The following is a 25821-nucleotide window of genomic DNA, read 5'->3' as shown; positions in this document are numbered from 1 at the left end:
TCTGTAGCTTACTTCGGTCTGAATCTTAAGATAAAGGTAGGGCGCAGCGCTTCTGCCACGGCTGACTCAGTAGGCATTGGCAACGGCGACGCACGATGGGCTGCTGCGAGCGCAGAGTTATCGAACAGGCTATCACCACTGCCCTTCACAATTTGAACATTGGTAACCTGACCAGATGCTGTTACCGTTATTCTTAGCAAACAAACCAGTCCTCCCTGGCCGGTAGCGATAGGATTCCATCGCTGCTCCACATATGAGCTAATTACGCTTTCGGCATAACGCTTGGCGGTTTCCTGAGCCGCTAGTTCCTGAGCCAATTTACGCGCTTCCTCCGCCTGGCGTTTAGCTTCTTCTTCAGCTTTGCGTTTTGTCTCCTCGGCGGCTTTGCGTTTGGTTTCTTCTGCAATCTTCCGGCTTTCTTCAGCTTGTCGGGCTTCTTCAGCCTTGCGTTTTGCCTCGGCGTCAGCTTCCGCTTTGCGTTTAGCTTCCGCTGCCGCCAGCCGTTTCGCCTCTTGAGCGGCCTGACGCTTGGCTTCTTGAGCGGCCTGACGCTTGGCTTCTTGAGCGGCCTGACGCTTGGCTTCTTGAGCGGCCTGACGCTTGGCTTCCTCGGCGGCTTCGCGTTTCGCTTCTTGAGCGGCCTGACGCTTGGCTTCCTCGGCGGCTTCGCGTTTCGCCTCTTGAGCGGCCTGACGCTTGGCTTCCTCGGCGGCTTCGCGTTTCGCCTCTTGAGCGGCTTGGCGCTTGGCTTCCTCGGCGGCTTCGCGTTTCGCCTCTTGAGCGGCCTGGCGCTTGGCTTCCTCGGCGGCTTCAAGTTTCGCTTCTTGAGCGGCCTGACGCTTGGCTTCTTGAACCGCTTGACGCTTGGCTTCCTCGGCGGCTTCGCGTTTCGCTTCTTGAGTCGCTTGACGCTTGGCTTCTTGAGCGGCCTGACGCTTGGCTTCTTGAGCCGCTTGACGCTTGGCTTCCTCGGCGGCTTCGCGTTTCGCCTCTTCCGCCGCCTGCCGTTTGGTTTCCGCTACGGCTTCGCGTTTCGCCTCTTCCGCCGCCTGCCGTTTGGTTTCCGCTACGGCTTCGCGTTTCGCTTCTTGAACCGCTTGACGCTTGGCTTCCTCGGCGGCTTCGCGTTTCGCTTCTTGAGCGGCCTGCCGCTTGGCTTCCTCGGCGGCTTCGCGTTTCGCCTCTTCCGCAGCTTCACGCTTCGCTTCTTCGGCGGCTTCACGTCTTGCTTGATCAGCGGCTTGGCGGCGAGTTTCCTCTTCCCGCTGGTGACGAATTTCTGCTTGGCGTCGTGATTCTGCTTCCCGCTCTGCCTGCGCCAGCCGGGCCTGTCGTTCCATTTGCTCACGTTGCCGGCGACGTTCCTCTTGCGCCTGTCGCTCCAGTTCAGCCCGGATTGCAGCCTCGTCCACAACCTCGGCTGCAATAGATTCAACTTCATTCGGTGCAGGATGAAACGAAGCCGTGAGGTTCAGGTTGAGCAACAAAAAAATGATCACCGTGGTGTGTACGGCGATGGTAGCTACCGTCGCCACAATATCTTGGGATTTCGTCCCGCGCCCAGGTTGCATCGCTATTCTTTACCGACGAGGCGGATCGTCCGGAGGCGCAGTGGACAATCCTACCTTGGTTGCGCCCACCTCTTTCAGCGCCGCCATCGCCTGGATGACCTGCTCATATCTCACATCTTTGTCAGCGCGGACCAGCACCGGCGGTTGGGGGGTGCGCTTCAACTGTTCCTCGATTTCCACCCGGCGCGGCGCGATCAACTTGCAGTCCACTGGCTGCGCTTTTTCCGAGCCGACATTCAGATAGCAGGAACCGTCCTTGCGCACCGACATCACGATTACCTGGTTCTCCTGTTGGGGGGTATCCAAGGTCTCTGCTGGCGCCTTGGGCAAATCCACTTCGACGCCTTGATTGATCAGCGGCGCTGTGACCATGAAGATCACCAGTAACACCAGCATCACGTCGATATACGGGACGATATTGATTTCCGCCTTCAGGCGGCCGTGCGAGCTGCGCCGGGCCATGATTTATCCTTGAGCCACCGGGGTGCGGGCGGCCTCAACATAACTCTTGCGTAGATTGTAAGACTGGCGCTGGAGGATATTGGAAAACTCCTCCATGAAGGTTTCATACCGGTTGGCCAGCCGGTCCACCTCATGCGCATAGCGGTTATAGAAAATCACCGCCGGGATCGCCGCAAACAGGCCCATTGCCGTCGCGATTAACGCTTCAGCGATGCCCGGCGCCACTTGCGCCAACGTGGCCTGTTGCACCAGTCCCAGCGCCCGAAAGGCGTTCATGATGCCCCAAACCGTGCCGAGCAGGCCGATGTAAGGACTGGTGGAGCCGGTGGTCGCCAGTAGCGATAGATACATCTCCAGTTCGTCCAGCTCCCGTGAACCGGTCGCCCGCATCGCCCGCTGCGCACCGCTGACTACCGATTCCGGATCCATGGTCGGCTGAGAACGCAACCGTAAAAATTCCTGAAAACCCGCCAGGAAAATCGCCTCCATTCCCCCGACCGGTTCTTTCTGGCGATTGATCCGTGCATACAGCGAAGCCAGATCAGTCCCCGACCAGAAGTCGTCCTCGAACTGGTCGGTCGCCTGCTTCGCGGAATTCAGCACCAGATGCTTCTTGACGATCACCCACCACGAACTCAGCGAAATCAGCACCAGTCCCAGCATGATCAATTGTACGATCAGGCTGGCGTTGGTGAGCAGGGTCCAGAATGACAAATCATGTGTCACCAATCATCTCCCTCATTAATTCCCGGGGCATCCGACAGGGTTGGAAGTGGCTTGCGCCGATACAGGCCACTTTGATCCGCGCACTACATAACACTTCGGCAGAACCGGCTCGCTGGATGGTCTGGGCGAAGGTGAGGCTGGCGCCACCCGTCGTTGCCACCTGACTGATGACCTCCAACTGGTCATTGAACCGGGCCGGACGATGATAATCCACGCTCAATGACCGCACCGCAAACAGCACCCGCTGATCACGCAATAGCTCGTCCTGCTCGAAGCCATGAGCGCGCAGCCACTCGGTGCGGGCGCGCTCCATAAATTTAAGATAATTGGCGTAATAGACTACACCGCCGCTATCGGTATCCTCGTAATAAACCCGTACCGGCCAGACAAAGGTTTCCATGTTCCGTTAAAATTCCATCTTGGCAAATCGAAAAATCAAGCAGTCGCCACTGAGTTTAATAAACCGGATCATCCCAATCCTGCCGAGGACTCCCTGATGCGCATTATCCTTCTGTCAATCTTGTTGCTGGTCGCCTTTTCCGCCTTCGCAGCAACCCCTTTAACCTTCGAGGAAGTTGACACCGACGGCGACGGTCTGGTCAGCGCCGACGAAGCTGCCAGCGTGGAAGGGCTGGATTTTAACGCAGCCGATGGCGATAACGACGGTACGCTGAGCGTGGATGAATACGACATTGCCATTGAAACCCTACATCCACCGGCTACGACCCTGCCGCCCGCAGAACCCGCCCTGATCATTCCATCGTCCCCTGCTGCACCCACACCGTCCGTGCCACCGACGGTTTCCACACCTGTACCATCCCCCAACGCGCCCAAACCATGAATGCAGTCAGGGTGCGGCGCTAAATAGATCACCGCCGACCATTGCAGGGGTCGTCGCCAGCCCAAAATGGCGGTAGGCATGAGCAGTGGCCACCCGCCCGCGTGGAGTTCGCATCAAAAAACCCTGCTGAATCAGAAACGGCTCCAATATATCTTCAATCGTATCGCGCTCCTCGCCCAGCGCCGCCGCCAAAGTATCCAAGCCCACCGGCCCGCCACCGAACTTGTCAATCATCAGCCAGAGCAGCCGCCGGTCCATCTCGTCGAAGCCGCGCTCATCCACCTTGAGCATGTCCAGTGCCTGTTGCGCGACCTCAACCGTGATCCGCCCGTCCGCCCGCACTTGGGCAAAATCGCGGACTCGGCGCAGCAGGCGGTTGGCGATGCGCGGCGTACCCCGCGACCGCCGCCCGATCTCCGCCGCGCCGGCGGGAACATCGGTGTCGACGCCAAGAATCCGCGCTGTCCGCGCCACGATCTCGGTCAATTCCTCCGGGGTATAAAATTCCAGCCGGTGGACGATGCCGAAGCGATCCCGCAGCGGAGAGGTAAGCAGTCCCGCTCGCGTGGTGGCACCGACCAAGGTAAACGGCGGCAAATCCAGTTTGATCGACCGCGCCGCCGGTCCTTCGCCGATCAGAATATCGATCTGATAATCCTCCATCGCCGGATACAGCACTTCCTCCACCACCGGACTCAACCGATGAATCTCATCAATGAACAGCACATCGTGCGGTTCCAGATTGGTCAGCAGGGCGGCTACATCACCGGGCCGTTCCAGCACCGGCCCCGAAGTCTGGCGCAGGTTGACGCCCATCTCGACCGCGATGATATGCGCCAGCGTGGTTTTACCCAGCCCCGGCGGGCCGAACAGCAGCACATGATCCAGCGCCTCGCTACGGGCGCGGGCGGCATGAATGAAAATTTCCAACTGTTCACGCATGGCCTGCTGGCCGATGTACTCCTCCAGCCGCCGGGGCCGCACTGCCCGGTCCAGCGAAGTATCTTCGCTGCTGGCGGCGGGAGCAATCAGACGGTCGGATGAATTCATGCGGGCGGTTTCAAGGGTTTTAATGGGGCAGAGAGTGTACGGATCGAACGATGAAATCTTGCTTAACGCCGCACACTGGTTTGCAACGCCAGTCGGATAATCGCTTCACTGCTTAGTCCCTCGGTTTCCAGCGATTGCACCATGCGCGAGGCTTCGGGCAGTTTATAGCCTAGTGCGACCAGCGCACTGATCGCATCGTCTATCGGGTTGATCTCCGGCGCGACGGCGCGTTCCCCCGGCAGCACGATTACGGTGGGGTCCGAGCCGAGGCTACCAATCCGGTCGCGCATTTCAATAATCAAGCGTTCGGCGGTTTTTTTACCGACGCCCGGCAGATGAAGCAAGGTAGTGGCATCGCCTTCCCGCACGCAGCGCCCGAACCGTTCCACACTCATCCCCGATAGAATCAGCAACGCCAGCCGCGGGCCGATACCCGTCACCCGGATCAGGTTGCGGAACAGACTGCGTTCTGCCGTACTGGCAAAGCCGTACAGGGTATGAGCATCTTCGCGCACCGCCAGATGAGTCAGCAGCGTCACCTCTGCGCCCAACTCCGGCAGGGTTTGGAAGGTGGTCAGCGACGCCTCCAGTTCGTAGCCGACTCCGTGAGCGTCGATCAGCAGATAGGGCGGTTGCTTCCAGGCCAGCAGTCCGCGTAGCCGGCCAATCATCGCCGTCTCCGGGCCAGCACCGCTGCCGTGCCGAAGCGTTGCAGCGTTTGCCGGGTGTGACCGTGGCAAATCGCCACCGCCAGCGCATCCGCCGCATCCGCTTGCAGCGGTTCCGGCAGATGGAGAAGCAGAGCCACCATTTTTTGTACCTGGGTTTTATCTGCTGCGCCATTGCCCACCACGGCCTGTTTGATGGATCGCGCCGCGTACTCGCTCACCGGCAATCCAGCGACCACCACCGCGCAAATGGCCGCGCCCCGCGCCTGACCCAGTTTGAGCGCTGAATCGGGGTTGCGATGCATGAACACCTGCTCAACTGCGACTTCCGTCGGCTGGTGAAGACGAACAATCTCGGCCACTGCTTCAAAAATGGTCTTTAGCCGCTCTGGCAGAGCTTGGCTACTATCGGTCCGAATGCCCCCGCTGGCAACGTAGAGGCTGCGCGGCCCGTCCATATCAATGATGCCGTAGCCGGTGATGCGTGAACCGGGATCGATGCCCATCAGCCGAACCGTGGTCACATTCAAAGTTTCGCCAGAATATCGTCGGCGATGTCGGCGTTGGAATAGACATTCTGGGTATCGTCCAAATCTTCGAGCATCTCCAACAGCTTGACCATTTTCTGGGCATCCTCGAAACCCAGGCTGACGCTGGAACCGGCGCGCAGGGTGATTTCAGCTTCGTCCGGCGTCAGACCAGCGCTGGTCATCGCCTGCTTAACGGTCTGGAATGCCGCCGGGTCGGTCAACACGTCTATCGAACCGTCGTCGTAATTCAGCACATCATCGGCACCCGCTTCGATAGCATTTTCCATAATCCGGTCTTCGTTGCTGCCCGCCGGATAGCTCAATACTCCACACTCAGTGAACTGGAACGCCACCGAGCCGCTGGTGCCGAGATTGCCGCCACATTTACTGAAAGCATGGCGGACCTCTGCAACCGTGCGATTACGATTGTCGGTCATGGTGTCCACCAGCACCGCCACTCCGCCAGGGCCATAACCCTCATAACGGATTTCCTCGTATTCCATCCCGTCCAGCGCCCCAGTACCACGCTTGATGGCCCGTTCGATGGTGTCTCTGGGCATATTGGCGGCCAGCGCCTTGTCCACAACCAGCCGCAGCCTTGAATTAGCACCGGGATCGGCGCCGCCCATCCGTGCCGCTACCGTAATTTCCCGAATCATCCGGGTAAACAGTTTGCCGCGTTTGGCATCCTGGGTGTTCTTCCGGTGTTGGATATTCGCCCATTTACTATGTCCAGCCATGCAAAACCTCGTGCCTGAATACCGTGCGGGGAGGGTGAGTGGTTTCAGTCTACCATCTTGTCGGCTCAGCGCTGGTGGGAGGGATGGCGAAACCGGCCGGTGGCGAAGAAAGCGCAGGCTTGGGTCACTGCCGCTGGATCCACCAGCATCTGCATATGCGATACCGGCAGGCAGATATGATCGCTCATGCCCGGCAACTGAGTTTCGACCACTGCGATCATGCCATCGGAAGGCTCTGGCATCCCCGGAAAGAGCAGGCACAGCCCGACGTTCAACGTACCGGCGATAGATCCAAGTTGGCGGGAGGCATCCCAGATCGGCGCATCGCCCAACAGCCCATCCTCCAGTCCCCGACCGACAAAGTAGCCCATCCCGGTGTTGTGCATAATCCGGGCGGCGTAACTGCCCTGATGGGGGGTACCCATGGTCACTACCCGGCCCGGCCGCTGCTTGGGGTAATGGTGGAAAAGGTGGCGTACTACCAGCCCGCCCATGCTGTGAGCCAAAAAATGCACGACTGATGTATCCAGCCGTTCCAGCATCGTGTGCAGATCCTCGGCATTTTCGGCCGGCGAGCGGGTGATGGAGGGATACGAATAATTCACCGTCTGGTAGCCGGCCTCCTCCAACCAGTATTCAAGCAACTGCATCCACAATCCATGCACATATAGGCCATGCACCAACACTACCGTTTCCCGCTGGGCCACCATTGCCAATTTCTCCTCGGATTTTTGTTACAAAAAGGGATTTTAACGAAATTCGCCACGCTCTGATCTTAATCTTGCGAAAATCACGTCATCATCTTGTAATAGTTTCAAAACGAAACTAAGATAGTCAAATTCGTTCAAACGATAGATAAAACCATCATCACCCCGGTTGCTGGAGAACAATATGAGCGCAGTCGCTTCCGAGAGGATCATGCGGGACCGTCGCCCAGTGCAGGCACCACCGCTCGTAGTTGATGAGCGGATCATGCGGGATCGCCGCCTGCTGCAAGTGCCGCCTACCGTAGTTGAGATGCTGGATGCTGATGAACAGGTCGCACTGATCGCCCGGATCAAACGGCTGCTGGTCGAGCGGGACGCTACGCTGGTGGCGCATTACTATACCTCGCCCGAATTGCAGGAGCTGGCCGAAGCCACCGGTGGTTATGTGTCGGATTCGCTGGACATGGCTCGCTTTGGTACCGACTGTACCTCCAGCACCCTGGTGGTAGCTGGAGTACGCTTCATGGGCGAAACCGCCAAGATTCTCAACCCGGAAAAGCGGGTGCTGATGCCGGATCTACAGGCCGAATGCTCGCTGGATCTGGGTTGCCCGGCGGATGAATTTACCGCGTTCTGCGACCAGCATCCTGAGCGAACGGTGGTGGTTTACGCCAATACCAGCGCCGCAGTCAAAGCCCGTGCCGACTGGGTGGTGACTTCGGGCATTGCCCTGGATCTGGTGCGGCATCTGGCGGAACGCGGCGAAAAGCTGATTTGGGCGCCGGATCGCCATCTGGGCGCCTATGTCCAGCGCGAAACCGGAGTGGACATGCTGCTGTGGAGCGCGGCCTGCGTGGTGCATGAGGCGTTCAAGGCCGATGGGCTGCGCAAGCTGCGCGCCGCGCATCCCGACGCCAAGGTGCTGGTTCATCCAGAATCACCGCTGGATGTGATCGCCCTGGCTGATGTGGTGGGTTCAACCACGGCGCTGGTCGAGGCGGCCCGCAACCTGCCGGCGCACACCTTCATCGTCGCCACCGATAACGGTCTGTTCCACAAGATGAAGCAGGTGGCGCCCGATAAAATTTTTCTGGAAGCGCCCATCGCCGGCAAGAGCGCGACCTGTGTCAGTTGCGCCCACTGTCCATGGATGGCAATGAATGGCCTGCGTAATCTCGCCCAGGTGCTGGAAACCGGCGACAACGAAATCGTCATTGATGCAGCGATCCGCGAACGAGCGGCGTTACCGATCCGCCGGTTGCTGCAATTCGCCCAGCAGCGCAAGCAAGCGGTGCTGGGTAATAATGATGCCTGACCTAAACCGGCGCCCGTTTTTGAGGAAAGCTACTGATGGATTTATTGTCTTTCGATGCCGAACCGCTGTTTTTCGATAACCCTCCTGCTGAAGAAGTGGTTCAGTTGTTACAGCAGGCCGCAGAAAATTACGGTGATGGACAGGCGGAGGCTGATTTGCAACGCGCCTACCACTTGGCGCCGGACCATCTCATGGTGCTGGTCGCGCTGTTTCGTTATTACGTTTATCAACAGCGCTTTGCTCAGGCCATTGATATCAGCCAGCAGGCGCGTGAAGTCATTCGGCAAAAACTGGGATTGCCCCAGGATTGGCGCACTCTCAGCGAAGCACAGCTTGTTTCAGGCCAGGAAAACAACAGGGTGATGGTTCGATTCTATTTGCTGTGCCTGAAAGGCGAAGCCTATTTGTATGCCCGACTCGGCGAATTGGAGAAGGGGATCGCTTTACTGGAAAAGATCATCGAAATGGACTCCAAGGACTATCTGGGGGCTGCCGCCTTGTTGGCGGTGGTCAACGGGAATGAGGCGGCCCGCCATGTTGAGTCCACTGATTCCTGAAGGCGAAGCCCTGCGCCGGGCGTTTCAGTGGATCGTCGAGCAGGGGCATTGCACCTCCAAGACGGTCGAACAAGCCAGTCTGCGCTTCGATCTGGCGCCCCGTGACGAAGAATTCCTGCTGCGGCAATTTGTTGACCACCGGGGCGCGGCCAGCGATGCCCCTGGTTCAGAGCGATAGCGGGTTGCCCGTCAGCCGCCGGGCGAAACCGACCAGCATGGCGGCGGTCGCCCCCCAGATGTAGCGATCCTGGTAGGGAATCACATAATAACGCCGCTGCTGACCCTTGTAGAACATACTGCGATGTTCGTGATTAACCGGATCAAGAATAAACTCCAGCGGTACTTCAAACGCCTCGGCGACCTCGAAAGCGTCCAGACTCAACTCAAACGGCGGCTCGACGAAACCCACCACCGGCGTGACCAGAAAGCCGGTCACGGTCTGATACAAATCCAGAAAGCCGGCGATTTCCACTACATGCCGGCGTTGCAATCCGATCTCTTCTTCTGCCTCGCGCAAGGCGGTATGCACCGGGCTGGCGTCCTCATCCTCGGCGCGACCACCGGGAAAGCTGATTTGCCCGCCGTGATGCTCCAGATGAGCGGTGCGCTGAGTCAACAGCACTGTATAGTCCTCGGTCCGCTCGACCAGCGGCACCAACACCGCTGCCGGCATTAGGGTCCGCTCCTCGCGTTCCATCCCGGCCACCGCAAAATCGCCGGTGATCGCCTCCAGATCATGCGTCGGATGCAAACAGCGGCGAATCTGCTCGCGCAGTTCCGAACGGTTCATGGCGCCGCCTGCACGCCGAATAGCCGGCAATAGTTGGCGGTGGTGACCATCGCGACCTGCTCCAGCGACTCGCCACGCAACTGAGCCACAAATTCCGCCACATGCCGCACCCAGGCCGGGTGGTTGGGTTTGCCGCGATGCGGAGTCGGCGCCAGATAGGGCGAGTCAGTTTCTACCAGCAGCCGCTCCGCCGGTACCCGCCGAGCTGCGTCCTGAATCTGCTTGGCGTTTTTGAAGGTCACGATACCGGAAAAAGAGAGGTGAAAATTCAGCGCCAGCGCCCGCTCCGCCATCGCCCAATCCTCCGTGAAGCAATGCAGCACCCCGCCGACTTCAGCCGCGCCCTCTTGTTCCAGAATCCGCAAAGTATCTTCACGAGCATCACGGGTATGCACGATCAGTGGCTTGCCCAGTTCACGGGCGGCGGCGATGTGAATGCGGAATCCATCTTGCTGGTGGGCGATACGGTCGCGACCGTAGTAATAATCCAGCCCGGTTTCACCGAGGGCAACCACCCGGGGTTCGGCGCGGCTTAATGCCACCAGTTCCGCCACCGTAGGCGCTCGACCGCTGTCCTCACCGGGATGAACTCCTACCGATAGCGCAATTTGGGGATACGGCTCGGTCATCCGGGCCAGCGCCGGCCAGCTTTCCAAATCTACCGCCACGCTGAGCAGGCGGGTGACGCCATGGGCCGCAGCGGTTTCCAGCACCCCGGCTAAACTGCCCCCAAAGGACGCGAGATCTATCCGATCCAGATGGCAGTGGGAATCAATCAGCATGGCGCTTCCAGTCGAAAATTACATGGTATTCGTGGGTTGATCGGTGCGGTTGTAGCCGGCTACCAGCGATTCAATTTTTTTCTGGAGGTTGGCGCCTTCGATGCCGCCAAACTGAATGCCGACGCCCATCGCCCGGCCGCCGGGCGTAGTCCGGCCATTGATCCAGACCACCTTGCCGGTAATCGCGAACCGCTCCGGATCTTCCAGCAACGTCAGCAACAAAAACACCTCATCACCCAGCTCGAACGTTTTCTCAGTTGGAATGAAAATTCCACCCCCCTTGATGAAGGGCATGTGATTGGCGTGCAACATGGCCTTGTCCTTGATGGCCAGGGAAATGACGCCTTGCCGTGGAGCTGCCATAGGGTTCAACCTGTTGTGATGTCAGTCTGTGGTGAAAGCGGATTTATCGCTCATCCGCGCCGTCGCTAAAAAATACTTCCAGCAACCACTGCGTATTGACCTGGGTGGTGGTACAGAGCGTATGCAGCCGAACTGCCGCATCCAAGCGCTTAAACAGAGTGTGCGCCGCTCGCCGGTCAGCCCAGCGCCATAGCATCGAACCCAGATCAGGATTGCTCAGGCGGGAGGGATTGGAATTCATCTTAAGCCGGATCAGGTCGGTATGCCAACCGATGAGCCAGCGCAGGTTCTCGGCCAGATCGCCCTGCATCCAGTCCTCCGCCACCCGCACTGGATCAGTTTGTCCAGCCAACACTTGATCGTAGCGTTCGACCAGTTCCCGGCGACGACGCCAGCGCTCGCCATCCGCATAGGTCAAAGCAATCAGCGGGGACCCACCGGCGTTATTCAGCAGCACCTCTGGTTCCACATCGTCCTTCGATTGCGTGATGTGCGCAGCCAGCCAGGGAACAGCAACGGCTATCGGAGGCCGCTCAAAGCTGATCCGCTGACAGCGGCTACGCACTGTGGCGGGCAAACGCGCCGGTTGGGCGGTCACTAGCAGCAGCAGACTGTTACCGGGTGGCTCCTCTAGCGTTTTCAGCAGGCTGTTGGCAGCGTTGAGGTTAAGACGATCCGCCGGTTCCAGCAGCGCGATTTTGTAGCCGCCGTATTGCGGGGTGTAGCTGAGGAAGGTACAAAGATCACGGATTTGCTCAATCTTGATGACCTTACTCTTCTTCCTTTTTCCACTGGTTTCCCCCGCATCGCCGGCCAGCGGGGCACTCTCGCCGAGCTTTTTGTCTTCTTCCGGTTGCACCACCCGGTAATCAGGGTGAGTGCTGGCCTGAAACAGTTGACAACTTCGACATTGGCCGCAGGCCTCGCCTTCAGCAGTCGGCGTTTCACACAGCAGCGCACGCGCCAAGCGCCGGGCGAACAAGCCTTTGCCCAGCCCCGCAGGTCCCGCCAGCAGCAGGGCATGCGGCATCCGGTCGGCGTTCCGACGCTGCTGAAATTGTTGCCACAGGTTTTGATGCCAGGGTAAGCGCTCGTCCATTAACGACGCTCTAGCCATTCGGCAAGAAGGAGTTCTACCTCGGCCTGAACCTGCGCTATGGGGCGGGCCGCGTCCACCCTCCGGTAGCGGTCGGGATGTTGCTGGGCGCGTTGCAGATAGGTGGCGCGTACCCGCTCGAAGAAGGCTTTCTCCTCCCGCTCGAAGCGATCCGCCGTACTCCGTCGCGCCGCCCGTTCCAGCCCTATTTCGACCGGAACATCCAATAGCAGGGTGAGATCAGGTCGCAAATCACCCTGCACCCAATTTTCCAAGGTCGCGATCTGTTCCAGTGACAAGCCGCGTCCACCGCCCTGATAGGCGTAAGTCGCATCGGTGAAACGGTCACAAAGCACCCAATGACCTGCCGCCAGCACCGGACGAATGACCCGTTCCAGATGTTCGGCGCGGGCGGCAAACATCAACAGGGTTTCGGTCGTCAGCGCCATACCCTCGTGGTGATGACTGAGGAGCAGAGTGCGAATTTCCTCACCCAGCGCGGTGCCCCCCGGTTCGCGGGTCAATACCACCGGCAAGCCACGCCGTTGCAGCGCATCGCGCATGAACGCGATCTGGGTGGTTTTGCCGGCGCCTTCGCCGCCTTCGACGGTGATAAAACGACCCGACGCCACGCTATTACTCCTTGGACTGATACTGTCTGACTGCTTGATGATGTTGATCAAGCGTCTGGGAAAAGATATGGCCGCCCGCACCGTTCGCCACGAAATACAGCGCATCGCCTGATGCGGGATTGACCGCCGCTTTCAGCGCCGCCGCACCAGGCAAGGCAATCGGCGTTGGCGGCAAGCCCTTGCGGGTATAGGTGTTGTATGGGGTATCGGCGATCAAATCCTGTTTGCGCAGATTGCCGTCAAAGGCTTGGCCCAGCCCGTAGATCACCGTCGGATCAGTTTGCAACAGCATCCCGTTGCGCAAGCGCCGCACTAATACGCCGGCAATGTCCGCCCGCTCCGCTGCCAGTCCGGTTTCCTTTTCCACTATCGAGGCCAGAATCAGCGCCTGATAGGGATCGCTCAATGGCAGATTCGGAGAACGGTCGCCCCAGGCTTCAGCCAGTCGCTGATCCATCACTACCAACGCCCGCTTCAAAAAAGCCTCATCAGGGGTGCCGGCGGGAAAATGATAGGTATCCGGGAAAAACCGCCCTTCAGGATGTTGGTTGGGTCGGCCCAACCGCGCCATAATTTCAGCATCGCTGGCCTCTCGCAGGGTCTGCGCGATTTTGGGATGCGCTGCCAGTGCTTGCCGCAACTGCCGGAAGGTCCAGCCTTCTACCACGGTTAGCGCATGTTGGAGGACGCGACCCGCGACGATCTGCTCGATCAGACTGCGCGGCGTAGTCCCCGGCACGATGGCATATTCGCCGGCTTTGATTCGGGGCGCCCACCCGTTCAACCGGGCGTAGGTTTGCAGATACAGTGCTGATCGCAATACACCCGGTGATCGCTGCAACTCCCTGGTCAGATCGGCGATGCCCATGCCGGGTTTGATTGCCAGCACCAGACCGCTGGCGGGCACGTCGATAGGAGTATCGAGGAAACGCTGGTAATCAACGTAGACGATATACAGCGCTGGTCCGAACATCAGCGCGAGCGCCACTAATGCCAGTAGCAACCGTCGAAACTGCATCAGAACTACCATTCCTTACTTCCAACCCCTCTCCCGCCCACGGCTGAGGGGAGCGAACGGGACCGCCATGTTCAGTGTTCGATTTCAGTCCAAGGCGCGGAAAATCACCGAGCCGTTGGTGCCGCCGAAACCAAAAGAATTGGATAGCGCCACCTTGATCCGCCGTTCCTGAGCCGTATGTGGCACATAATTGAGATCGCAACCCGATTCCGGCTGATCCAGATTAATCGTCGGCGGCGCGACCTGATCACGGATCGCCAGCACCGAGAAAATGGCTTCGACTCCACCAGCCGCGCCTAGCAAATGGCCGGTCATGGACTTGGTTGAACTCATTGCCAACTGGTAGGCATGATCACCAAACACGGTTTTGGCTGCCTCGCTCTCAATTTTGTCGCCGGCCGGGGTAGAGGTACCGTGGGCATTGATGTAATCCATGGCATCGGGATTGATTTTCGCGTCACGCAGTGCGTTCAGCATCGCCCGGCGTGCGCCGTCGCCGTCTGGCGATGGCAAAGTCATGTGGTAGGCATCGCCGCTCATGCCGAAGCCGATCAGTTCGGCGTAAATCCGTGCACCGCGCTGTTTGGCGCACTCGTATTCTTCCAGCACCAGGACTCCGGCCCCGTCGCTCAGCACGAAACCATCGCGGTCCCGATCCCACGGCCGGCTGGCCTTCTCTGGATCATCATTACGGGTAGACAATGCCCGTGCCGCCGCGAAACCGCATAGCCCAGTGGGAGTGGTCGCCATTTCCGCGCCGCCGGCGATCATGACATCGGCGTCACCGTAGGCGATCAATCGGCCCGCCAGCCCGATGCTATGAGTGCCGGTGGTGCAGGCCGTGACCACCGACAGATTCGGGCCTTTAATGCCGTACATCACCGATAGATTGCCGGACACCATGTTAATGATACTGCGCGGCACGAAGAATGGCGTCAGCTTGCGCGGTCCGCCTTTCAGGAACGCCGAATGACCTTCCTCGATGCCCGGTAAGCCGCCGATGCCGGAACCGATGAAACTCCCGATCCGCTCGGCATTGGCGTCGGTGATCGCCAATCCGGAATCCTGGATCGCCTGCACCGCTGCGCCGATACCGTAATGGATAAAGGTATCCATTTTCTTGGCTTCCTTCGGATTCAGGTACTGCTCGACCTGAAAATCCTTTACCGATCCACCGATGCGCACTGGAAAATTGCCGACGTCGAAAGCGGTGATCGGCCTGATCCCGCTGCGGCCAGCCAGAATGTGAGTCCAGGCAGTCTCCACGGTGCTGCCCACCGGGGACACGATGCCCATGCCCGTCACTACCACTCGCCGCTTGACCACGCGACTACCCTCATTTGCATTACGCTGAAAAAACAAGGCCGCGGCCCCCGGCGGCGGTCGCGGCGATTAACCCTGAACTGAGCAGGACTGACGCTTTCACCCCGAATGCGACATGATGTAATCAATCGCCTGTTGCACCGTGGTGATTTTTTCGGCGTCTTCGTCAGGAATTTCCAGCTCGAACTCTTCTTCCAGGGCCATCACCAGTTCCACGGTGTCCAGGGAATCAGCGCCAAGGTCCTCAACAAAAGAGGATTCGTTGGTGACCTGTTCTTCCTTTACACCCAACTGCTCGATGATGATTTTCTTGACACGGGCTTCGATGTTACTGATATCTTTCATGATGGTTTGCTTCCTCGTTGTGTTTCAATCCGCACCCGCTTTTCACGGCGGGCGAAACTTAATTACGGTACTACAAACGTGGCGCGGTTTCCGACCCCCGGCGCCGACCACCGGCATACCCGCGCGGACCTTTTCAATTTTAGCCTTAGTTGTTATCAGGCCATATACATCCCGCCATTGACGTGCAAAGTTTCGCCAGTGATATAGGCTGCCGCCGGCGAGACCAGAAAAGCGACAGCATGAGCGATATCCTGCACCTCGCCCAGCCGTTGCAAGGGAATCGCCCCGATCAGAGCCTGGCGTTGCGCTTCCGGTAACTCACGGGTCATGTCGGTGGCGATCAAACCGGGCGCTACGGCATTAACGGTGATGTTGCGCGAACCGATTTCACGCGCCAGGGATTTGGTGAAGCCGATGATACCGGCCTTGGCCGCTGCGTAGTTGGCTTGACCGGGGTTGCCAGTCGCGCCGACCACCGAGGTGATACTGACGATGCGCCCGCGTTGGGCCTTCATCATTCCCCGCAATACGGCCTTGCTCAACCGGAAGACCGAAGACAGATTGGTGTTGAGGATCGTCAGCCATTCCTCTTCTTTCATCCGTAACAGCAGGTTGTCACGGGTGATCCCGGCGTTGTTGATCAAAATGGTCGGCGCACCGAACTCTTGAGTCACCACCTTGACCGCCGTGTCCACCGCAACGGGATCGGTCACGTCCAGCCGCAGACCGCGTCCCTTGGACTCACGGTGGTGCAAATCCTGGGTAATCGCCTCGGCGCCAGCATCGGTGGTCGCAGTGCCGATCACGGTTGCGTTCCACCGCGCCAATTCGCGGGCAATGGCTTGACCAATACCGCGACTGGCCCCGGTTACCAGGGCGATTTCGCCGTCCAGCGTTATCATCGTGAAATCTCCTCCGCCTTCAATCTTAATACTTCAGCAGCACCGCACCCCAGGTGAAACCGCCGCCAAAGCCCACTAGCAACAGCGTGTCGCCGCGCTGGATGCGACCATCGCGCACCGCTACATCCAGAGCCAGTGGCACCGACGCCGCCGAAGTGTTGCCGTGAATCCGTACACAATCAACCATTTTTACTTCCGGCAGGCCGAGCCGCTTGGCAGTGGCGGCGAGAATCCGCCGATTGGCCTGGTGCGGGATCAGCCAGTCCACGTCGGCAACCGTCAGATGGTTTGCAGCCAGAATCTGCTCGGAAATCTCTTTGAGCGTGGTCACCGCAACCTTGAACACTTCGCTGCCACGCATTTCCACGAAAGCGGCATTTTGCTGGGTCTGGTCGTAGCCGCTGGACACCCCGGCTGGCACCCACAGCAGTTCCTTGTAACGGCCATCGGCGTGCAGGCGGCTGTCAATGATGCCCGGCGCATCTGCCGCCTCCAGCACTACTGCACCGGCGCCGTCGCCAAACAGGATGCAGGTGCCGCGATCCTGCCAATTGATGATGCGGGTAAAAGTATCAGCGCCCACCACCAGCGCCCGGCGAGAGGCACCGGTGCGAATGAAACGACTGGCGATATCCATGGCATAAACGAAGCCGGTGCAGACCGCCTGCACGTCGAAGGCCGGGCCACCATGGCAGCCCAGACGATGTTGCAACTGAGTGGCAACACTGGGAAATACATGGTCGGGCGTGGTGGTGCCGATGATGATCAGATCGATATCACCCGGTTCGAGGCCCGCTGCTGCCAACGCCCGCCGAGACGCCTGTTCGGCCAGATCACAGGTGGTTTCGCCGGGCGCGGCAATGTGGCGTTCCTCGACTCCAGTCCGCTCGACGATCCAGTCCGCCGTAGTCTCGATCCGCTGTTCAAGTTCGGCGTTGGTCAACACGTTCTCCGGCAGATAGCCGCCGGTTCCGATGATTCGGGCATAGTTCAAAGCGCTTGCCTCGCGGCGTGAAGGACGGCCAAATGGGCATCAATGCGTTGGGTCACCGCCTGCTCGACTTCCAGCATCGCGACCTGAATCGCATTCGCGAAGGCTAGAGCGTCGGCGCCGCCGTGGCTTTTAACCACGATGCCCTGTAACCCTAGCAGGCTGGCGCCGTTGTAGCGGCGAGGATCAATCCGGCGACTGAAGGCGCGCAGCACCGGCAACGCGATCAGCCCGGCAACGCGAGTCAGCAGATTCCGCTTGAATTCCTGAGTCATGTAATGGCGGACCAGTTTGGCCACGCCCTCGCTGCTCTTGAGAGCGACGTTGCCGACGAAGCCGTCGCAGACCACGACATCAACGTCGTCCAGGTAGATCCCGTCGCCTTCGACGAAACCAATGTAGTTGAGGTCGCTGGAAGCCAGCAGGCGGGCGGCGTCCTTGACCTGTTCGTTGCCCTTGATGTCTTCCTCGCCGATATTGAGCAGGCCGACTCGGGGCCGTTGGATACCGTTGACCTCCGCCAGCACCGACCCCATCACCGCGAACTGCAACAGATGCGCGCCCTTGCTGTCCACGTTGGCGCCCAAATCCAGGATGCGGGTCTGTCCACGCACGGTCGGCAATGTGGTGCAGATAGCGGGTCGATCAATGCCCGGCAAGGTTTTGAGTACGAAGCGGGAAGTGGCCATCAGTGCGCCGGTGTTGCCCGCACTGACACAGGCATCGGCTTCACCCTGCTTGATCAGGTTGATCGCCACCCGCATTGATGAATCCTTTTTGACCCGCAGCGCCTGCGCCGGCGACTCGTCCATATTGACCAGTTGCGAGGCATGGCGGATCAGGATTTGCGGGTGCCCCTTGGCTTTGAGCTTGGTGAGTTGGGCCGACAGCACGTCCTCCTGACCGACCAGGATCAAGCGCACAGCATCGCCGGTGGCTTTTAGTACCCGCAGTGCGGCGGGTACAACCACAGGGGGGCCGATATCGCCACCCATGCCATCCACAGCGATGGTGAGTGGCTTGGTCATGCGGGCGGGAAATAGCTCATGGCGGGGTCAGAACGGCGGATGAATGCAGGGCGACAGGGGACAATTAATCCTCGCTGTTGTCGTCGGCTACCGGCCTGGTAATGACTTGACGACCGCGATAGAAGCCATTCGGCGTGACATGGTGGCGCAGGTGCAGCTCACCAGAAACGCTGTCGGTGGACAAGGTGGGGCCAGTCAGACTGTCGTGGGCACGGCGCATATCACGCTTGGAGGGACTTTTGCGGCTTTTTTGTACAGCCATGTTCAATGACTCCTTTTGCTAGGTAACAGGGAGGCCAGCGTCGCGAAGGGCTGGACAGGCTCGGTATTGGGCGCTGGCTCGCTGGACGGCGCTCGATAATCATTGGCTTCGCATTCCTGCACATCAACGTGCCGGGGAATCTGCGGCAAGGCCAGCAATAGTTCGTCTTCCACTAAATCAGCAACGCGGATGAAGCCCTCAGCAACCAGCAGCGGTTCATACTCATCGGGCAGACGATGGGCTGCGGCCTCATTGCGAACCAGTCCCAGATTAACCGTTACGTCCAGCGGCCATGGCAACGGCTCCAAACAACGCTGGCAAGTGAGTTCGATCACGGTTCGCAACCCGCCGGTAATGGATCGGATGCCTTGGTGGTCAATTCCGGCCACCAGTGAAACGCTGACCGCGCCATTGAGATGATCCAATACTGCGGCTAATCGTGGCAACGCCGCTAACGCCAACGTACCCTCCAACCGTCCGCTTTCAGCGGCCAGTCGCCAAGGATCAATTTTGTCAGGGAGTGGGAGCGACGGAGTCTGCATAAGGCGCGGAATAATATAGGCCCGTCGGATTGCTGTCAAAATAAAGCCAAATTCCGCACAATTACCGCTATTTCCAACTATTCAGCGAGTGTTTGCCATGTCCGCAACCCTGCCTGATGGTCGCCGTCTGGTGCTGGCCTCGACTTCGCCGTTCCGCCGCGAACTGCTGGCGCGGCTGGGACTGCCGTTTACGGTACAAGCGTCTGATGCCGATGAATCCCGCCTACCCGGCGAAGACGCGACGACTTTGGTGGCGCGACTGGCGAAACGGAAAGCTCAGGCCGTCGCCCGCTACGATTCGACGGCGCTTATCATCGGTTCGGATCAGACCGCAGTGCTGGATGATGAGATCATCGGCAAGCCCGGTAATCACGAACGAGCGGTGGCGCAATTGCTGCGGGCTTCAGGCCGAACCGTTATTTTTTATACCGGATTGTGCCTGCTGGACCATGCTAGTCAACGGTGTCAGGTGGTCGTGGAACCGTTTCGGGTCGTCTTTCGCCCATTGACGTCAGCGATGATCGAAAATTATCTGCGGCGGGAACAACCCTACAACTGCGCGGGAAGCTTCAAATCCGAAGGTTTGGGCATCGCGCTGTTTGAGCGACTGGAGGGCGACGATCCCAGCAGTTTGATCGGTTTGCCGCTGATTCAGCTCACCCGGATGTTGGAAGCAGCAGGGGTGACGGTACTGTAATGAGCTGGGTATGACCGCCGTTCAGAGCCGCGCCAGCAGCCGCGTTCCCACGGTGGAAGCAGCGGCCAGCCGGCAGCCGCGACCCTCGCCAGCATAATCAAGCGTGACCTCCAGATCCGCTGCCGGCAGTTCGCCATAGCCGCGTTCCGGCCATTCAATCAGCAGCACCGCCTCGCCGTCAAGTTGCTCGCGCAGCCCCAGATACTCCAGTTCCTCCGAGTCGGCCAACCGATACAAATCCCAGTGAAACAGTCGCCACTTCCCGATCAGATACGGCTCCACCAAGGTGTAGGTCGGGCTTTTCACGATGCCGGAGTAGCCGAGGCCATGCAGTAGACCGCGCACCAGCGTGGTCTTGCCGGCGCCCAGATCGCCGCGCAGGTAAAGGAGGCAGCCGGGCGTCAGAACGTGGGCCAGCCGCGCACCGAGAGTTTCGGTAGCGGTAGCGGAATCAAGAATGAAATCCAGCATGGCTTAGGCGTTGATCAGTTGCCGCAGGAAGGGCAGTAAATCGGTGGCGAGCAGCCCGCGTTCGCCACCGGCTTGTGCTGCCCGATCACCGGCCCGACCGTGCAGATAAACCCCCGCTTTGGCTGCCGCAAACAGCGGTAAACCCTGCGCCACGAGAGCGGCAATCACTCCGGTCAGTACATCGCCCATCCCGCCGCTGGCCATGCCCGGATTGCCAGTGGTACACAGCGCTACCAATCCGTCCGCTTTACCGGCAATGAGCGAACCGGCGCCTTTCAGCACCGCCACGCCGCCGAAGCGCAGCGCCAGATCCTCAACCGCGATGAAACGGTCAGCCTCGACTTGAGCCGGGGTCATCTTCAGCAAGCGAGCCGCTTCACCGGGATGCGGGGTCAGAATCCAGTCATCGCGATAGCTCGGTCCCGCTGCCAGCAGGTTCAGCGCATCGGCGTCCAGCACCAGCGGTTTATCACTGGCGAGCGCGACGTGCAGCATAGTCCGGCCCCAGTCGCCGCGCCCCAGACCGGGGCCAATCGCGATCACCGTGGCCCGGTTCAGCAAAGGAGCGAGTTGGTCCGGGGTTTCGATACCGTGGAACATCAACTCCGGTCGAACGGCTGCCTGCAAACCGGCGTGGACGCTTCGGGTCGCAACGCTTACCAGGCCGGCACCGCAGCGAGCGGCAGCTTCAGCGCTCATCCGCGCTGCGCCGGCCATTCCCAGATCGCCGCCGATGACCAGGACATGACCGAAGTGGCCTTTGTGGGCACTGCGCGAGCGGTGCGGTAGCAGCGTCGGCAGATCGTCGCCGACATAACGCCAGGATGCCGGATGCAACGCTGGGTAGATGTCAGGAGGTACGCCGAGAGAGGTGAAATGGATCTCGCCGCAGCAGGCCGGTCCTTGGCCGGTGAATAGCCCTTGTTTAAGGCCGATAAAAGTGAGGGTGACCTCTGCCTGAATCGTTGCCCCCAGTACCGCGCCCGTATCGGCGTGCAGGCCGGAAGGAATATCGAGCGCAAGAACAGCGGTGGGATGGGCGTTCATGGCGGCTATCGCTTCCCGCCATGCACCGCTGACTTCCCGCTCCAGGCCAGTGCCTAGAATGGCGTCCACCAGTAGATCAGCCTCGGTCAGATCGGCAACATTGAAGGCGGTGATCGGCACCTCAGCAGCGCGGGCCTCCTGCGCAGCGCTCAGCGCGTCGCCGTGCAAGCTCTCCGGGTCGGCGAGGGTCATGATCCGCGCATCCAACCCGGCTTGACGAGCCAGGCGCGCCACCACATAGCCATCGCCGCCGTTGTTACCACCGCCGCAAACCACTTCGATCCGCCACGCTTTCGGCCAGCGTTGTCGCAGCAGTTGAAACGCTGCCGCGCCAGCCTGATTCATCAGGGTATGGCCGGGGATGCCGCGCTCCTCAATGGCGATGCGGTCCAATTCCCGCACTTGGGCCGCACGGTACAGCTCAACCGGCAGGGTACGCATAGGCATGGAAATTCTCCTTCACCACGATGATTACAGGCACAACCAGAAGCGAAAGTCCTGGAGACTTATAACTCTTTAGCCATCACCAGTGCATCTTCCCGCCCTCTGGCGGCGGGATAGTAGCCGAGCCGCAGGCCAATCTCGCAGAAACCCGCTGAAGTATAGAGTCGCACGGCGCGACCGTTGGAGGGGCGAACCTCCAGAAACACGGTTTGCACCTCGGCGGCGCGGGCCAGTTCCAGCAGGTGATCCAGCATCCGCCGCGCCAGTCCGCGCCCCTGCAATTCTGGCCGCACACTGAGGTTGAGAATGTGGGCTTCGCCGGCTGCCGCCGACATCACCCCATAGGCTTGAATAAAACTGTGCGGGTTTTCCAGCACCCGGCAGCGATAGCTGGCCCGGATGCAGTCGCGCAGGATGCTGTCGGTCCAGGCGAATGCATGAGCGCGTTTTTCGATGGACAGGATTTCGCCCAGATCGGCATACAGCATGGTGCGGAATCGGCCGACGCCGCATTCATGCAGAGCGGCGTTCATGGCGGGGGCGATTCGAGGGTCAGAACGCGCCGTGCCAGCCGCAAATCGTCCCAAGCCCGGCGCTTCTCACGCGGTGAGCGCAGCAGGTAAGCGGGATGGTAAGTGACCACCAGCGGGATGCGCGTCGGCCCGAAGCGATGCACCTGACCGCGTAATTTGCCGATGGGGGTATCGGTTGCCAGCAGGTTCTGGGCGGCGATGCGGCCCACTGCGAGAATGATGCGGGGTCGAATCAGCGCGATCTGCCGGTTCAGGAAGGGACGGCATTGCGTAGCTTCTTCGGGAGCCGGGTCACGATTATCGGGCGGGCGGCATTTCAAAACATTCGCAATAAACACCTGCTCGCGGTTCAGACCGACGGCCAGCAGCATCGGATTCAGCAACTTGCCGGCCCGCCCTACGAACGGTTCGCCCAGTCGGTCTTCATCGGCGCCAGGCGCTTCACCAATGATCAGCCAGTCGGCCTGGTGATTGCCAACGCCAAATACGGTCTGGGTGCGGGAGGTGCACAGCCCGCACGCTGTGCATTCTTGAACGGCCACCGCCAGCGGTTCCCAGTCCATGCCGGCAATCATCACCGCCCGGTGGTTGGGTGCCAGGATGACCGGGGACCCATCAGCGGCGGCGTTTTCAGTCCGTGGTGGCGGTGCGTCGTTCATCGGTCGCGTGGAATCGTCGGTGAATGGATTTTGCGCGCCATCTTCGGCCCTCACCCCCGACCCCTCTCCCACTGGGAGAGGGGAGAAAGCCGGTTGCAGTGCCAGCGGGTAGCGCGGCACCCACAGCGGAATGCCCAGCGCGGCGAGGTATTGGCGACGGAGATCGTGATTCATACCAAAGTTATAGCAGTTGCGGATGTTCCCGCTCACTCGGCTGCAACACTTTATTCAGCGCGTTGATGTACGCCTTGGCCGAGGCGATCACGATGTCAGTATCCGCGCCTTGCCCGTTGACGATCCGCCCGCCTTTAGCGACACGAACCGTGACTTCGCCCTGCGAATCGGTACCGCTGGTGATGTTGTTGACTGAATACAGCAGCAGATCAGTGCCGGTTTGCAGAATGCTTTCGATGGCCTTGAATGCCGCATCCACCGGGCCGCCACCCTGCGCAGCGGCGTTGTGTTCCACCCCATCCAGCGCCAGCGTCACCTGTGCGTTCGGAGTTTCGCCCGTTTCCGAGCAGACCCGCAGATAACGCAGTTTCACCCGCTCGTTGACTGCCGCCAGATTGGCGTCGGTGACCAGCGCCTGCAAATCCTCGTCGTAAATCTCGTGCTTCTTGTCGGCCAGCGCCTTGAAGCGGGCAAAAGCGTCGTTCAACTCTTCTTCGGAACTGAAGCTGACGCCCAATTCGTCCATCCGGGTGCGGAAGGCATTGCGCCCGGAATGCTTGCCTAACACCATCCGGTTAGTATTCCAACCCACATCCTCGGCGCGCATGATTTCATAGGTTTCGCGATGTTTAAGCACCCCATCCTGATGAATGCCGGATTCATGGGCGAAGGCGTTAGCGCCGACAATGGCCTTGTTGGGCTGCACCGGGAAGCCGGTGATGTTGGAGACCAGCCGCGAGGCCGGGACAATTTGCGTAGTGTCAATTCCGGTTTCGAGCTGGAACACGTCGCGGCGAGTCCGTACCGTCATCACGATCTCTTCCAGTGAAGCATTGCCAGCCCGCTCGCCGAGACCATTGATGGTGCATTCTACCTGCCGCGCTCCCGCCAGCACCGCCGCCAATGAGTTGGCGACCGCCAGCCCCAGATCATTGTGGCAATGGACTGAGAAGATGGCCTTATCGGCGTTCGGCACCCGCTCGATCAAATTGCGGATAGTGTGGGCGAACTGATCGGGAACGTTGTAGCCGACCGTATCGGGAATATTGATAGTCCGCGCCCCGGCGGCAATAACGGCTTCGGTGATCCGGCACAGGAAATCCAGTTCCGAGCGACCGGCGTCTTCGGCGGAAAATTCTACATCATCAGTCCAGCGCCGGGCGCGATGCACCGCCTCCACCGCCCGCTCCAGCACCTGATCCGGTTCCATCCGCAGCTTCATTTTCATGTGGATCGGCGAAGTGGCGATGAAGGTGTGGATGCGGCCCGCCGCCGCTTCCTTCAGGGCTTCGCCAGCGCGATCAATGTCGGCGTCGGCGGCGCGGGCCAACCCGCAAACGATGCTGTCCTTGACCGCCCGCGCCACCGCTCGCACCGCCTCGAAATCGCCGGGGCTGGCGATGGGAAAACCGGCCTCGATCACGTCGACCCGCATCCGCTCCAGCATCTTGGCGATGCGGACCTTTTCGTCCTTGGTCATGGAAGCGCCGGGACTCTGTTCGCCGTCGCGCAGGGTGGTGTCAAAGATAATGAGCTGGTTCATGCGGGTTGCTCCGGGGTCTGAACGCGGTAGTGGCTGATCCCGGCCAGAGGGCGGGAGGTGTTTCTTAAAAATATACCAGACTGGCCCGATGCAATCCGCTGAATCAGGATCGAGCCGCAGTGTGAGCCGCTTCCCAACCGATCAGCGCGGCCTTGCGTTCCAATCCCCAGCGATAATCGCCCAACTCGCCCGATTCCCGTAAGACGCGATGACAGGGAATCAGATAGGCCACCGGATTGTGGGCGACCGCATGACCAACCGCACGGGCGGCGGTGGGACGACCCAGGGTCGCGGCGAGCCTCTGGTAGCTGGTGATCCCGCCGTATGGAATTCGCAACAACGCCCGCCAGGTCTGAAGCTGGAAGTTGCTGCCCTTGATGTGCAGCGTGAGCAGTTGCTGGGCGGACGGAGCCGCATTGAAAATCGAGTCGATCAGCGGCTGAGTGGTTGACGGATCGCAGCGAAGTTTCGCATTGGGCCACTCTCGCCGCAGCGCCGCTTCGGCGTTGGGGCCGTCCGCCCGATCCAGGAAATGCAGGTTGCAAATGCCTCGGGCAGTCGTTGCAATCAGCGCCGCGCCTACCGGCGTGTCATGGACCCCGTAACGAAGGGCTAGACCGGCGCCGCCGGCCTGATATTCACCCGGCGACATCGCCTCGAAGGTCACGAACAGGTCGTGCAACCGCCCCGGACTGGACAAGCCGGCATCGAAGGTAAATCCAGCAGATTTCGGCTATCGGCGATGCTGGCCTTGGCGTACTCAACGGTTAAAAACTGCAAAAATCGCTTGGGGCTAATCCCCGCCCAAGCAGTGAAAAGACGCTGAAAATGGCATTCGCTGAGATGCAAGTGACGCGCAACCGTCGTCAAATCCGGCTGCTCAGCCCGGTGATCGCGGATGAAACGAATCGCCTGAGCGACCCGTGCGTAATTGCGGCGCACGTCGCTATTTGCCGCTGACAGACTGTGCATAGGGATTGCCTCCGTGGGGTATCGAGATTACCTTAGTGGC

At 59.9% G+C, this 25821-nt stretch carries 34 protein-coding genes; 5 read left to right on the top strand and 29 right to left on the bottom strand.

The annotated features are described in order from the left end of the window. Nucleotides 1–8 precede the first annotated feature (8 nt). From tolA to ybgC, 4 genes are read right to left on the bottom strand one after another with little or no spacing between them, the layout of a single operon-like run. Entirely contained in the window at nucleotides 9–1535 is a 1527-nt protein-coding gene (tolA, locus tag BN874_RS22025) for a cell envelope integrity protein TolA (RefSeq protein WP_195912076.1), read from the bottom strand. A gap of 45 nt (nucleotides 1536–1580) precedes the next feature. Further along, nucleotides 1581–2033, bottom strand: a complete 453-nt coding sequence (tolR, locus tag BN874_RS01630) for a protein TolR (protein ID WP_034430431.1) — start codon at nucleotides 2031–2033, stop codon at nucleotides 1581–1583. A 3-nt stretch (nucleotides 2034–2036) separates the two neighbouring features. Continuing rightward, on the bottom strand, nucleotides 2037–2759 hold the full coding sequence (tolQ, locus tag BN874_RS01625; protein WP_051497296.1) for a protein TolQ: 723 nt from the start codon (nucleotides 2757–2759) through the stop codon (nucleotides 2037–2039). Then, the gene (gene ybgC / locus BN874_RS01620) at nucleotides 2749–3159 is read right to left on the bottom strand and encodes a tol-pal system-associated acyl-CoA thioesterase (RefSeq protein ID WP_034430430.1); all 411 of its coding nucleotides are present in this window, start codon (nucleotides 3157–3159) and stop codon (nucleotides 2749–2751) included. The genes tolQ and ybgC overlap by 11 nt, the downstream gene beginning before the upstream one ends. Nucleotides 3160–3255: 96 nt before the next feature. Here ybgC and BN874_RS01615 point away from each other — a divergent pair, with 96 nt between their 5' ends. Continuing rightward, nucleotides 3256–3600 (top strand): EF-hand domain-containing protein, encoded by a 345-nt coding sequence (locus BN874_RS01615; RefSeq protein ID WP_034430429.1) that lies wholly within the window; start codon nucleotides 3256–3258, stop codon nucleotides 3598–3600. Between the two features lie 6 nt (nucleotides 3601–3606). On the opposite strand, the gene ruvB is transcribed toward BN874_RS01615, so the two are convergent. From ruvB to BN874_RS01590, 5 genes are all read right to left on the bottom strand, one after another. After that, a complete protein-coding gene (ruvB, locus tag BN874_RS01610) occupies nucleotides 3607–4650 on the bottom strand; it encodes a Holliday junction branch migration DNA helicase RuvB (RefSeq protein WP_034430428.1) in 1044 nt (347 codons plus the stop codon). 62 nt (nucleotides 4651–4712) lie between these two features. Further along, on the bottom strand, nucleotides 4713–5321 hold the full coding sequence (ruvA, locus tag BN874_RS01605; RefSeq protein WP_034430427.1) for a Holliday junction branch migration protein RuvA: 609 nt from the start codon (nucleotides 5319–5321) through the stop codon (nucleotides 4713–4715). Then, nucleotides 5318–5824 (bottom strand): crossover junction endodeoxyribonuclease RuvC, encoded by a 507-nt coding sequence (gene ruvC, locus BN874_RS01600; protein ID WP_034430503.1) that lies wholly within the window; start codon nucleotides 5822–5824, stop codon nucleotides 5318–5320. The genes ruvA and ruvC overlap by 4 nt, the downstream gene beginning before the upstream one ends. Nucleotides 5825–5844: 20 nt before the next feature. Then, nucleotides 5845–6588 carry a YebC/PmpR family DNA-binding transcriptional regulator gene (locus BN874_RS01595; protein WP_034430426.1) on the bottom strand — a complete coding sequence of 248 codons (744 nt, stop codon included), beginning with the start codon at nucleotides 6586–6588 and terminating at the stop codon, nucleotides 5845–5847. Nucleotides 6589–6653: 65 nt separating this feature from the next. Continuing rightward, nucleotides 6654–7298 carry an esterase/lipase family protein gene (locus tag BN874_RS01590; RefSeq protein WP_051497295.1) on the bottom strand — a complete coding sequence of 215 codons (645 nt, stop codon included), beginning with the start codon at nucleotides 7296–7298 and terminating at the stop codon, nucleotides 6654–6656. A 262-nt stretch (nucleotides 7299–7560) separates the two neighbouring features. Here BN874_RS01590 and nadA point away from each other — a divergent pair, with 262 nt between their 5' ends. From nadA to BN874_RS01575, 3 genes are read left to right on the top strand one after another with little or no spacing between them, the layout of a single operon-like run. After that, nucleotides 7561–8610, top strand: a complete 1050-nt coding sequence (nadA, locus tag BN874_RS01585) for a quinolinate synthase NadA (RefSeq protein WP_051497314.1) — start codon at nucleotides 7561–7563, stop codon at nucleotides 8608–8610. A 35-nt stretch (nucleotides 8611–8645) separates the two neighbouring features. Continuing rightward, nucleotides 8646–9167 (top strand): tetratricopeptide repeat protein, encoded by a 522-nt coding sequence (locus BN874_RS01580; protein ID WP_034430425.1) that lies wholly within the window; start codon nucleotides 8646–8648, stop codon nucleotides 9165–9167. Then, entirely contained in the window at nucleotides 9145–9345 is a 201-nt protein-coding gene (locus BN874_RS01575) for a hypothetical protein (protein WP_154724699.1), read from the top strand. The genes BN874_RS01580 and BN874_RS01575 overlap by 23 nt, the downstream gene beginning before the upstream one ends. Here BN874_RS01575 and BN874_RS01570 read toward each other — a convergent pair. The 13 genes from BN874_RS01570 to BN874_RS01510 form a co-directional block, all read right to left on the bottom strand. After that, nucleotides 9334–9957, bottom strand: coding sequence for a CoA pyrophosphatase (locus BN874_RS01570; RefSeq protein WP_034430424.1), 624 nt, complete (start codon nucleotides 9955–9957; stop codon nucleotides 9334–9336). The two genes, BN874_RS01575 and BN874_RS01570, sit on opposite strands and share 12 nt — an antisense overlap. Continuing rightward, on the bottom strand, nucleotides 9954–10739 hold the full coding sequence (locus tag BN874_RS01565) for a TatD family hydrolase (protein ID WP_034430422.1): 786 nt from the start codon (nucleotides 10737–10739) through the stop codon (nucleotides 9954–9956). The genes BN874_RS01570 and BN874_RS01565 overlap by 4 nt, the downstream gene beginning before the upstream one ends. Before the next feature lie 18 nt (nucleotides 10740–10757). Further along, complete coding sequence (locus tag BN874_RS01560) at nucleotides 10758–11102, bottom strand: PilZ domain-containing protein (protein ID WP_034430421.1); 345 nt, start codon at nucleotides 11100–11102, stop codon at nucleotides 10758–10760. Between the two features lie 43 nt (nucleotides 11103–11145). Further along, nucleotides 11146–12201 carry a DNA polymerase III subunit delta' gene (gene holB / locus BN874_RS01555; RefSeq protein ID WP_051497294.1) on the bottom strand — a complete coding sequence of 352 codons (1056 nt, stop codon included), beginning with the start codon at nucleotides 12199–12201 and terminating at the stop codon, nucleotides 11146–11148. Then, entirely contained in the window at nucleotides 12201–12830 is a 630-nt protein-coding gene (gene tmk / locus BN874_RS01550; protein ID WP_034430419.1) for a dTMP kinase, read from the bottom strand. Before tmk ends, holB begins: the two co-directional genes overlap by 1 nt. A gap of 4 nt (nucleotides 12831–12834) precedes the next feature. Then, nucleotides 12835–13860, bottom strand: a complete 1026-nt coding sequence (mltG, locus tag BN874_RS01545) for an endolytic transglycosylase MltG (protein WP_230314296.1) — start codon at nucleotides 13858–13860, stop codon at nucleotides 12835–12837. A 72-nt stretch (nucleotides 13861–13932) separates the two neighbouring features. Further along, nucleotides 13933–15174, bottom strand: a complete 1242-nt coding sequence (gene fabF, locus BN874_RS01540; protein WP_081756061.1) for a beta-ketoacyl-ACP synthase II — start codon at nucleotides 15172–15174, stop codon at nucleotides 13933–13935. 96 nt (nucleotides 15175–15270) lie between these two features. Then, nucleotides 15271–15516 (bottom strand): acyl carrier protein, encoded by a 246-nt coding sequence (acpP, locus tag BN874_RS01535; RefSeq protein WP_420886096.1) that lies wholly within the window; start codon nucleotides 15514–15516, stop codon nucleotides 15271–15273. A gap of 155 nt (nucleotides 15517–15671) precedes the next feature. After that, nucleotides 15672–16418 (bottom strand): 3-oxoacyl-ACP reductase FabG, encoded by a 747-nt coding sequence (fabG, locus tag BN874_RS01530; protein ID WP_195912075.1) that lies wholly within the window; start codon nucleotides 16416–16418, stop codon nucleotides 15672–15674. 25 nt (nucleotides 16419–16443) lie between these two features. After that, nucleotides 16444–17412: a beta-ketoacyl-ACP synthase III gene (locus BN874_RS01525; RefSeq protein WP_034430417.1), complete on the bottom strand. Its 969-nt coding sequence runs from the start codon at nucleotides 17410–17412 to the stop codon at nucleotides 16444–16446. Further along, entirely contained in the window at nucleotides 17409–18437 is a 1029-nt protein-coding gene (gene plsX, locus BN874_RS01520) for a phosphate acyltransferase PlsX (RefSeq protein WP_034430416.1), read from the bottom strand. Before plsX ends, BN874_RS01525 begins: the two co-directional genes overlap by 4 nt. 64 nt (nucleotides 18438–18501) lie before the next feature. Beyond that, a complete protein-coding gene (gene rpmF / locus BN874_RS23210) occupies nucleotides 18502–18699 on the bottom strand; it encodes a 50S ribosomal protein L32 (RefSeq protein ID WP_081756060.1) in 198 nt (65 codons plus the stop codon). A gap of 2 nt (nucleotides 18700–18701) precedes the next feature. Further along, the gene (locus BN874_RS01510; protein ID WP_195912074.1) at nucleotides 18702–19280 is read right to left on the bottom strand and encodes a YceD family protein; all 579 of its coding nucleotides are present in this window, start codon (nucleotides 19278–19280) and stop codon (nucleotides 18702–18704) included. Nucleotides 19281–19338: 58 nt separating this feature from the next. On the opposite strand from BN874_RS01510, the gene BN874_RS01505 reads away from it, so the two are divergent. After that, nucleotides 19339–19938 carry a Maf family protein gene (locus BN874_RS01505; protein WP_034430412.1) on the top strand — a complete coding sequence of 200 codons (600 nt, stop codon included), beginning with the start codon at nucleotides 19339–19341 and terminating at the stop codon, nucleotides 19936–19938. 21 nt (nucleotides 19939–19959) lie between these two features. Here BN874_RS01505 and tsaE read toward each other — a convergent pair whose 3' ends face one another. From tsaE to BN874_RS26305, 7 genes are all read right to left on the bottom strand, one after another. Continuing rightward, nucleotides 19960–20409: a tRNA (adenosine(37)-N6)-threonylcarbamoyltransferase complex ATPase subunit type 1 TsaE gene (gene tsaE, locus BN874_RS01500; protein ID WP_034430411.1), complete on the bottom strand. Its 450-nt coding sequence runs from the start codon at nucleotides 20407–20409 to the stop codon at nucleotides 19960–19962. Nucleotides 20410–20412: 3 nt separating this feature from the next. Further along, the gene (locus BN874_RS01495; protein WP_320411438.1) at nucleotides 20413–21903 is read right to left on the bottom strand and encodes an NAD(P)H-hydrate dehydratase; all 1491 of its coding nucleotides are present in this window, start codon (nucleotides 21901–21903) and stop codon (nucleotides 20413–20415) included. A 59-nt stretch (nucleotides 21904–21962) separates the two neighbouring features. Next, nucleotides 21963–22433 carry a ribosomal protein S18-alanine N-acetyltransferase gene (rimI, locus tag BN874_RS01490; RefSeq protein WP_034430408.1) on the bottom strand — a complete coding sequence of 157 codons (471 nt, stop codon included), beginning with the start codon at nucleotides 22431–22433 and terminating at the stop codon, nucleotides 21963–21965. Then, nucleotides 22430–23266, bottom strand: a complete 837-nt coding sequence (locus BN874_RS01485) for a uracil-DNA glycosylase (RefSeq protein WP_034430407.1) — start codon at nucleotides 23264–23266, stop codon at nucleotides 22430–22432. The genes rimI and BN874_RS01485 overlap by 4 nt, the downstream gene beginning before the upstream one ends. A gap of 7 nt (nucleotides 23267–23273) precedes the next feature. After that, nucleotides 23274–24809 carry a 2-isopropylmalate synthase gene (locus BN874_RS01480; protein ID WP_034430405.1) on the bottom strand — a complete coding sequence of 512 codons (1536 nt, stop codon included), beginning with the start codon at nucleotides 24807–24809 and terminating at the stop codon, nucleotides 23274–23276. 103 nt (nucleotides 24810–24912) lie between these two features. Further along, nucleotides 24913–25509 (bottom strand): methylated-DNA--[protein]-cysteine S-methyltransferase, encoded by a 597-nt coding sequence (locus BN874_RS01475; protein ID WP_420886095.1) that lies wholly within the window; start codon nucleotides 25507–25509, stop codon nucleotides 24913–24915. Beyond that, nucleotides 25473–25781 carry a hypothetical protein gene (locus BN874_RS26305; RefSeq protein WP_420886094.1) on the bottom strand — a complete coding sequence of 103 codons (309 nt, stop codon included), beginning with the start codon at nucleotides 25779–25781 and terminating at the stop codon, nucleotides 25473–25475. Before BN874_RS26305 ends, BN874_RS01475 begins: the two co-directional genes overlap by 37 nt. Between the last annotated feature and the right edge of the window lie 40 nt (nucleotides 25782–25821).

Origin of the sequence: Candidatus Contendobacter odensis Run_B_J11 (genome assembly GCF_000531125.1) — a bacterium.
In the GTDB taxonomy this organism is placed as follows: Bacteria; Pseudomonadota; Gammaproteobacteria; order Competibacterales; family Competibacteraceae; genus Contendibacter; species Contendibacter odensensis.
Note: the sequence above shows the minus strand (reverse complement) of the source record. Positions and strands in the feature narration are given on the sequence as shown.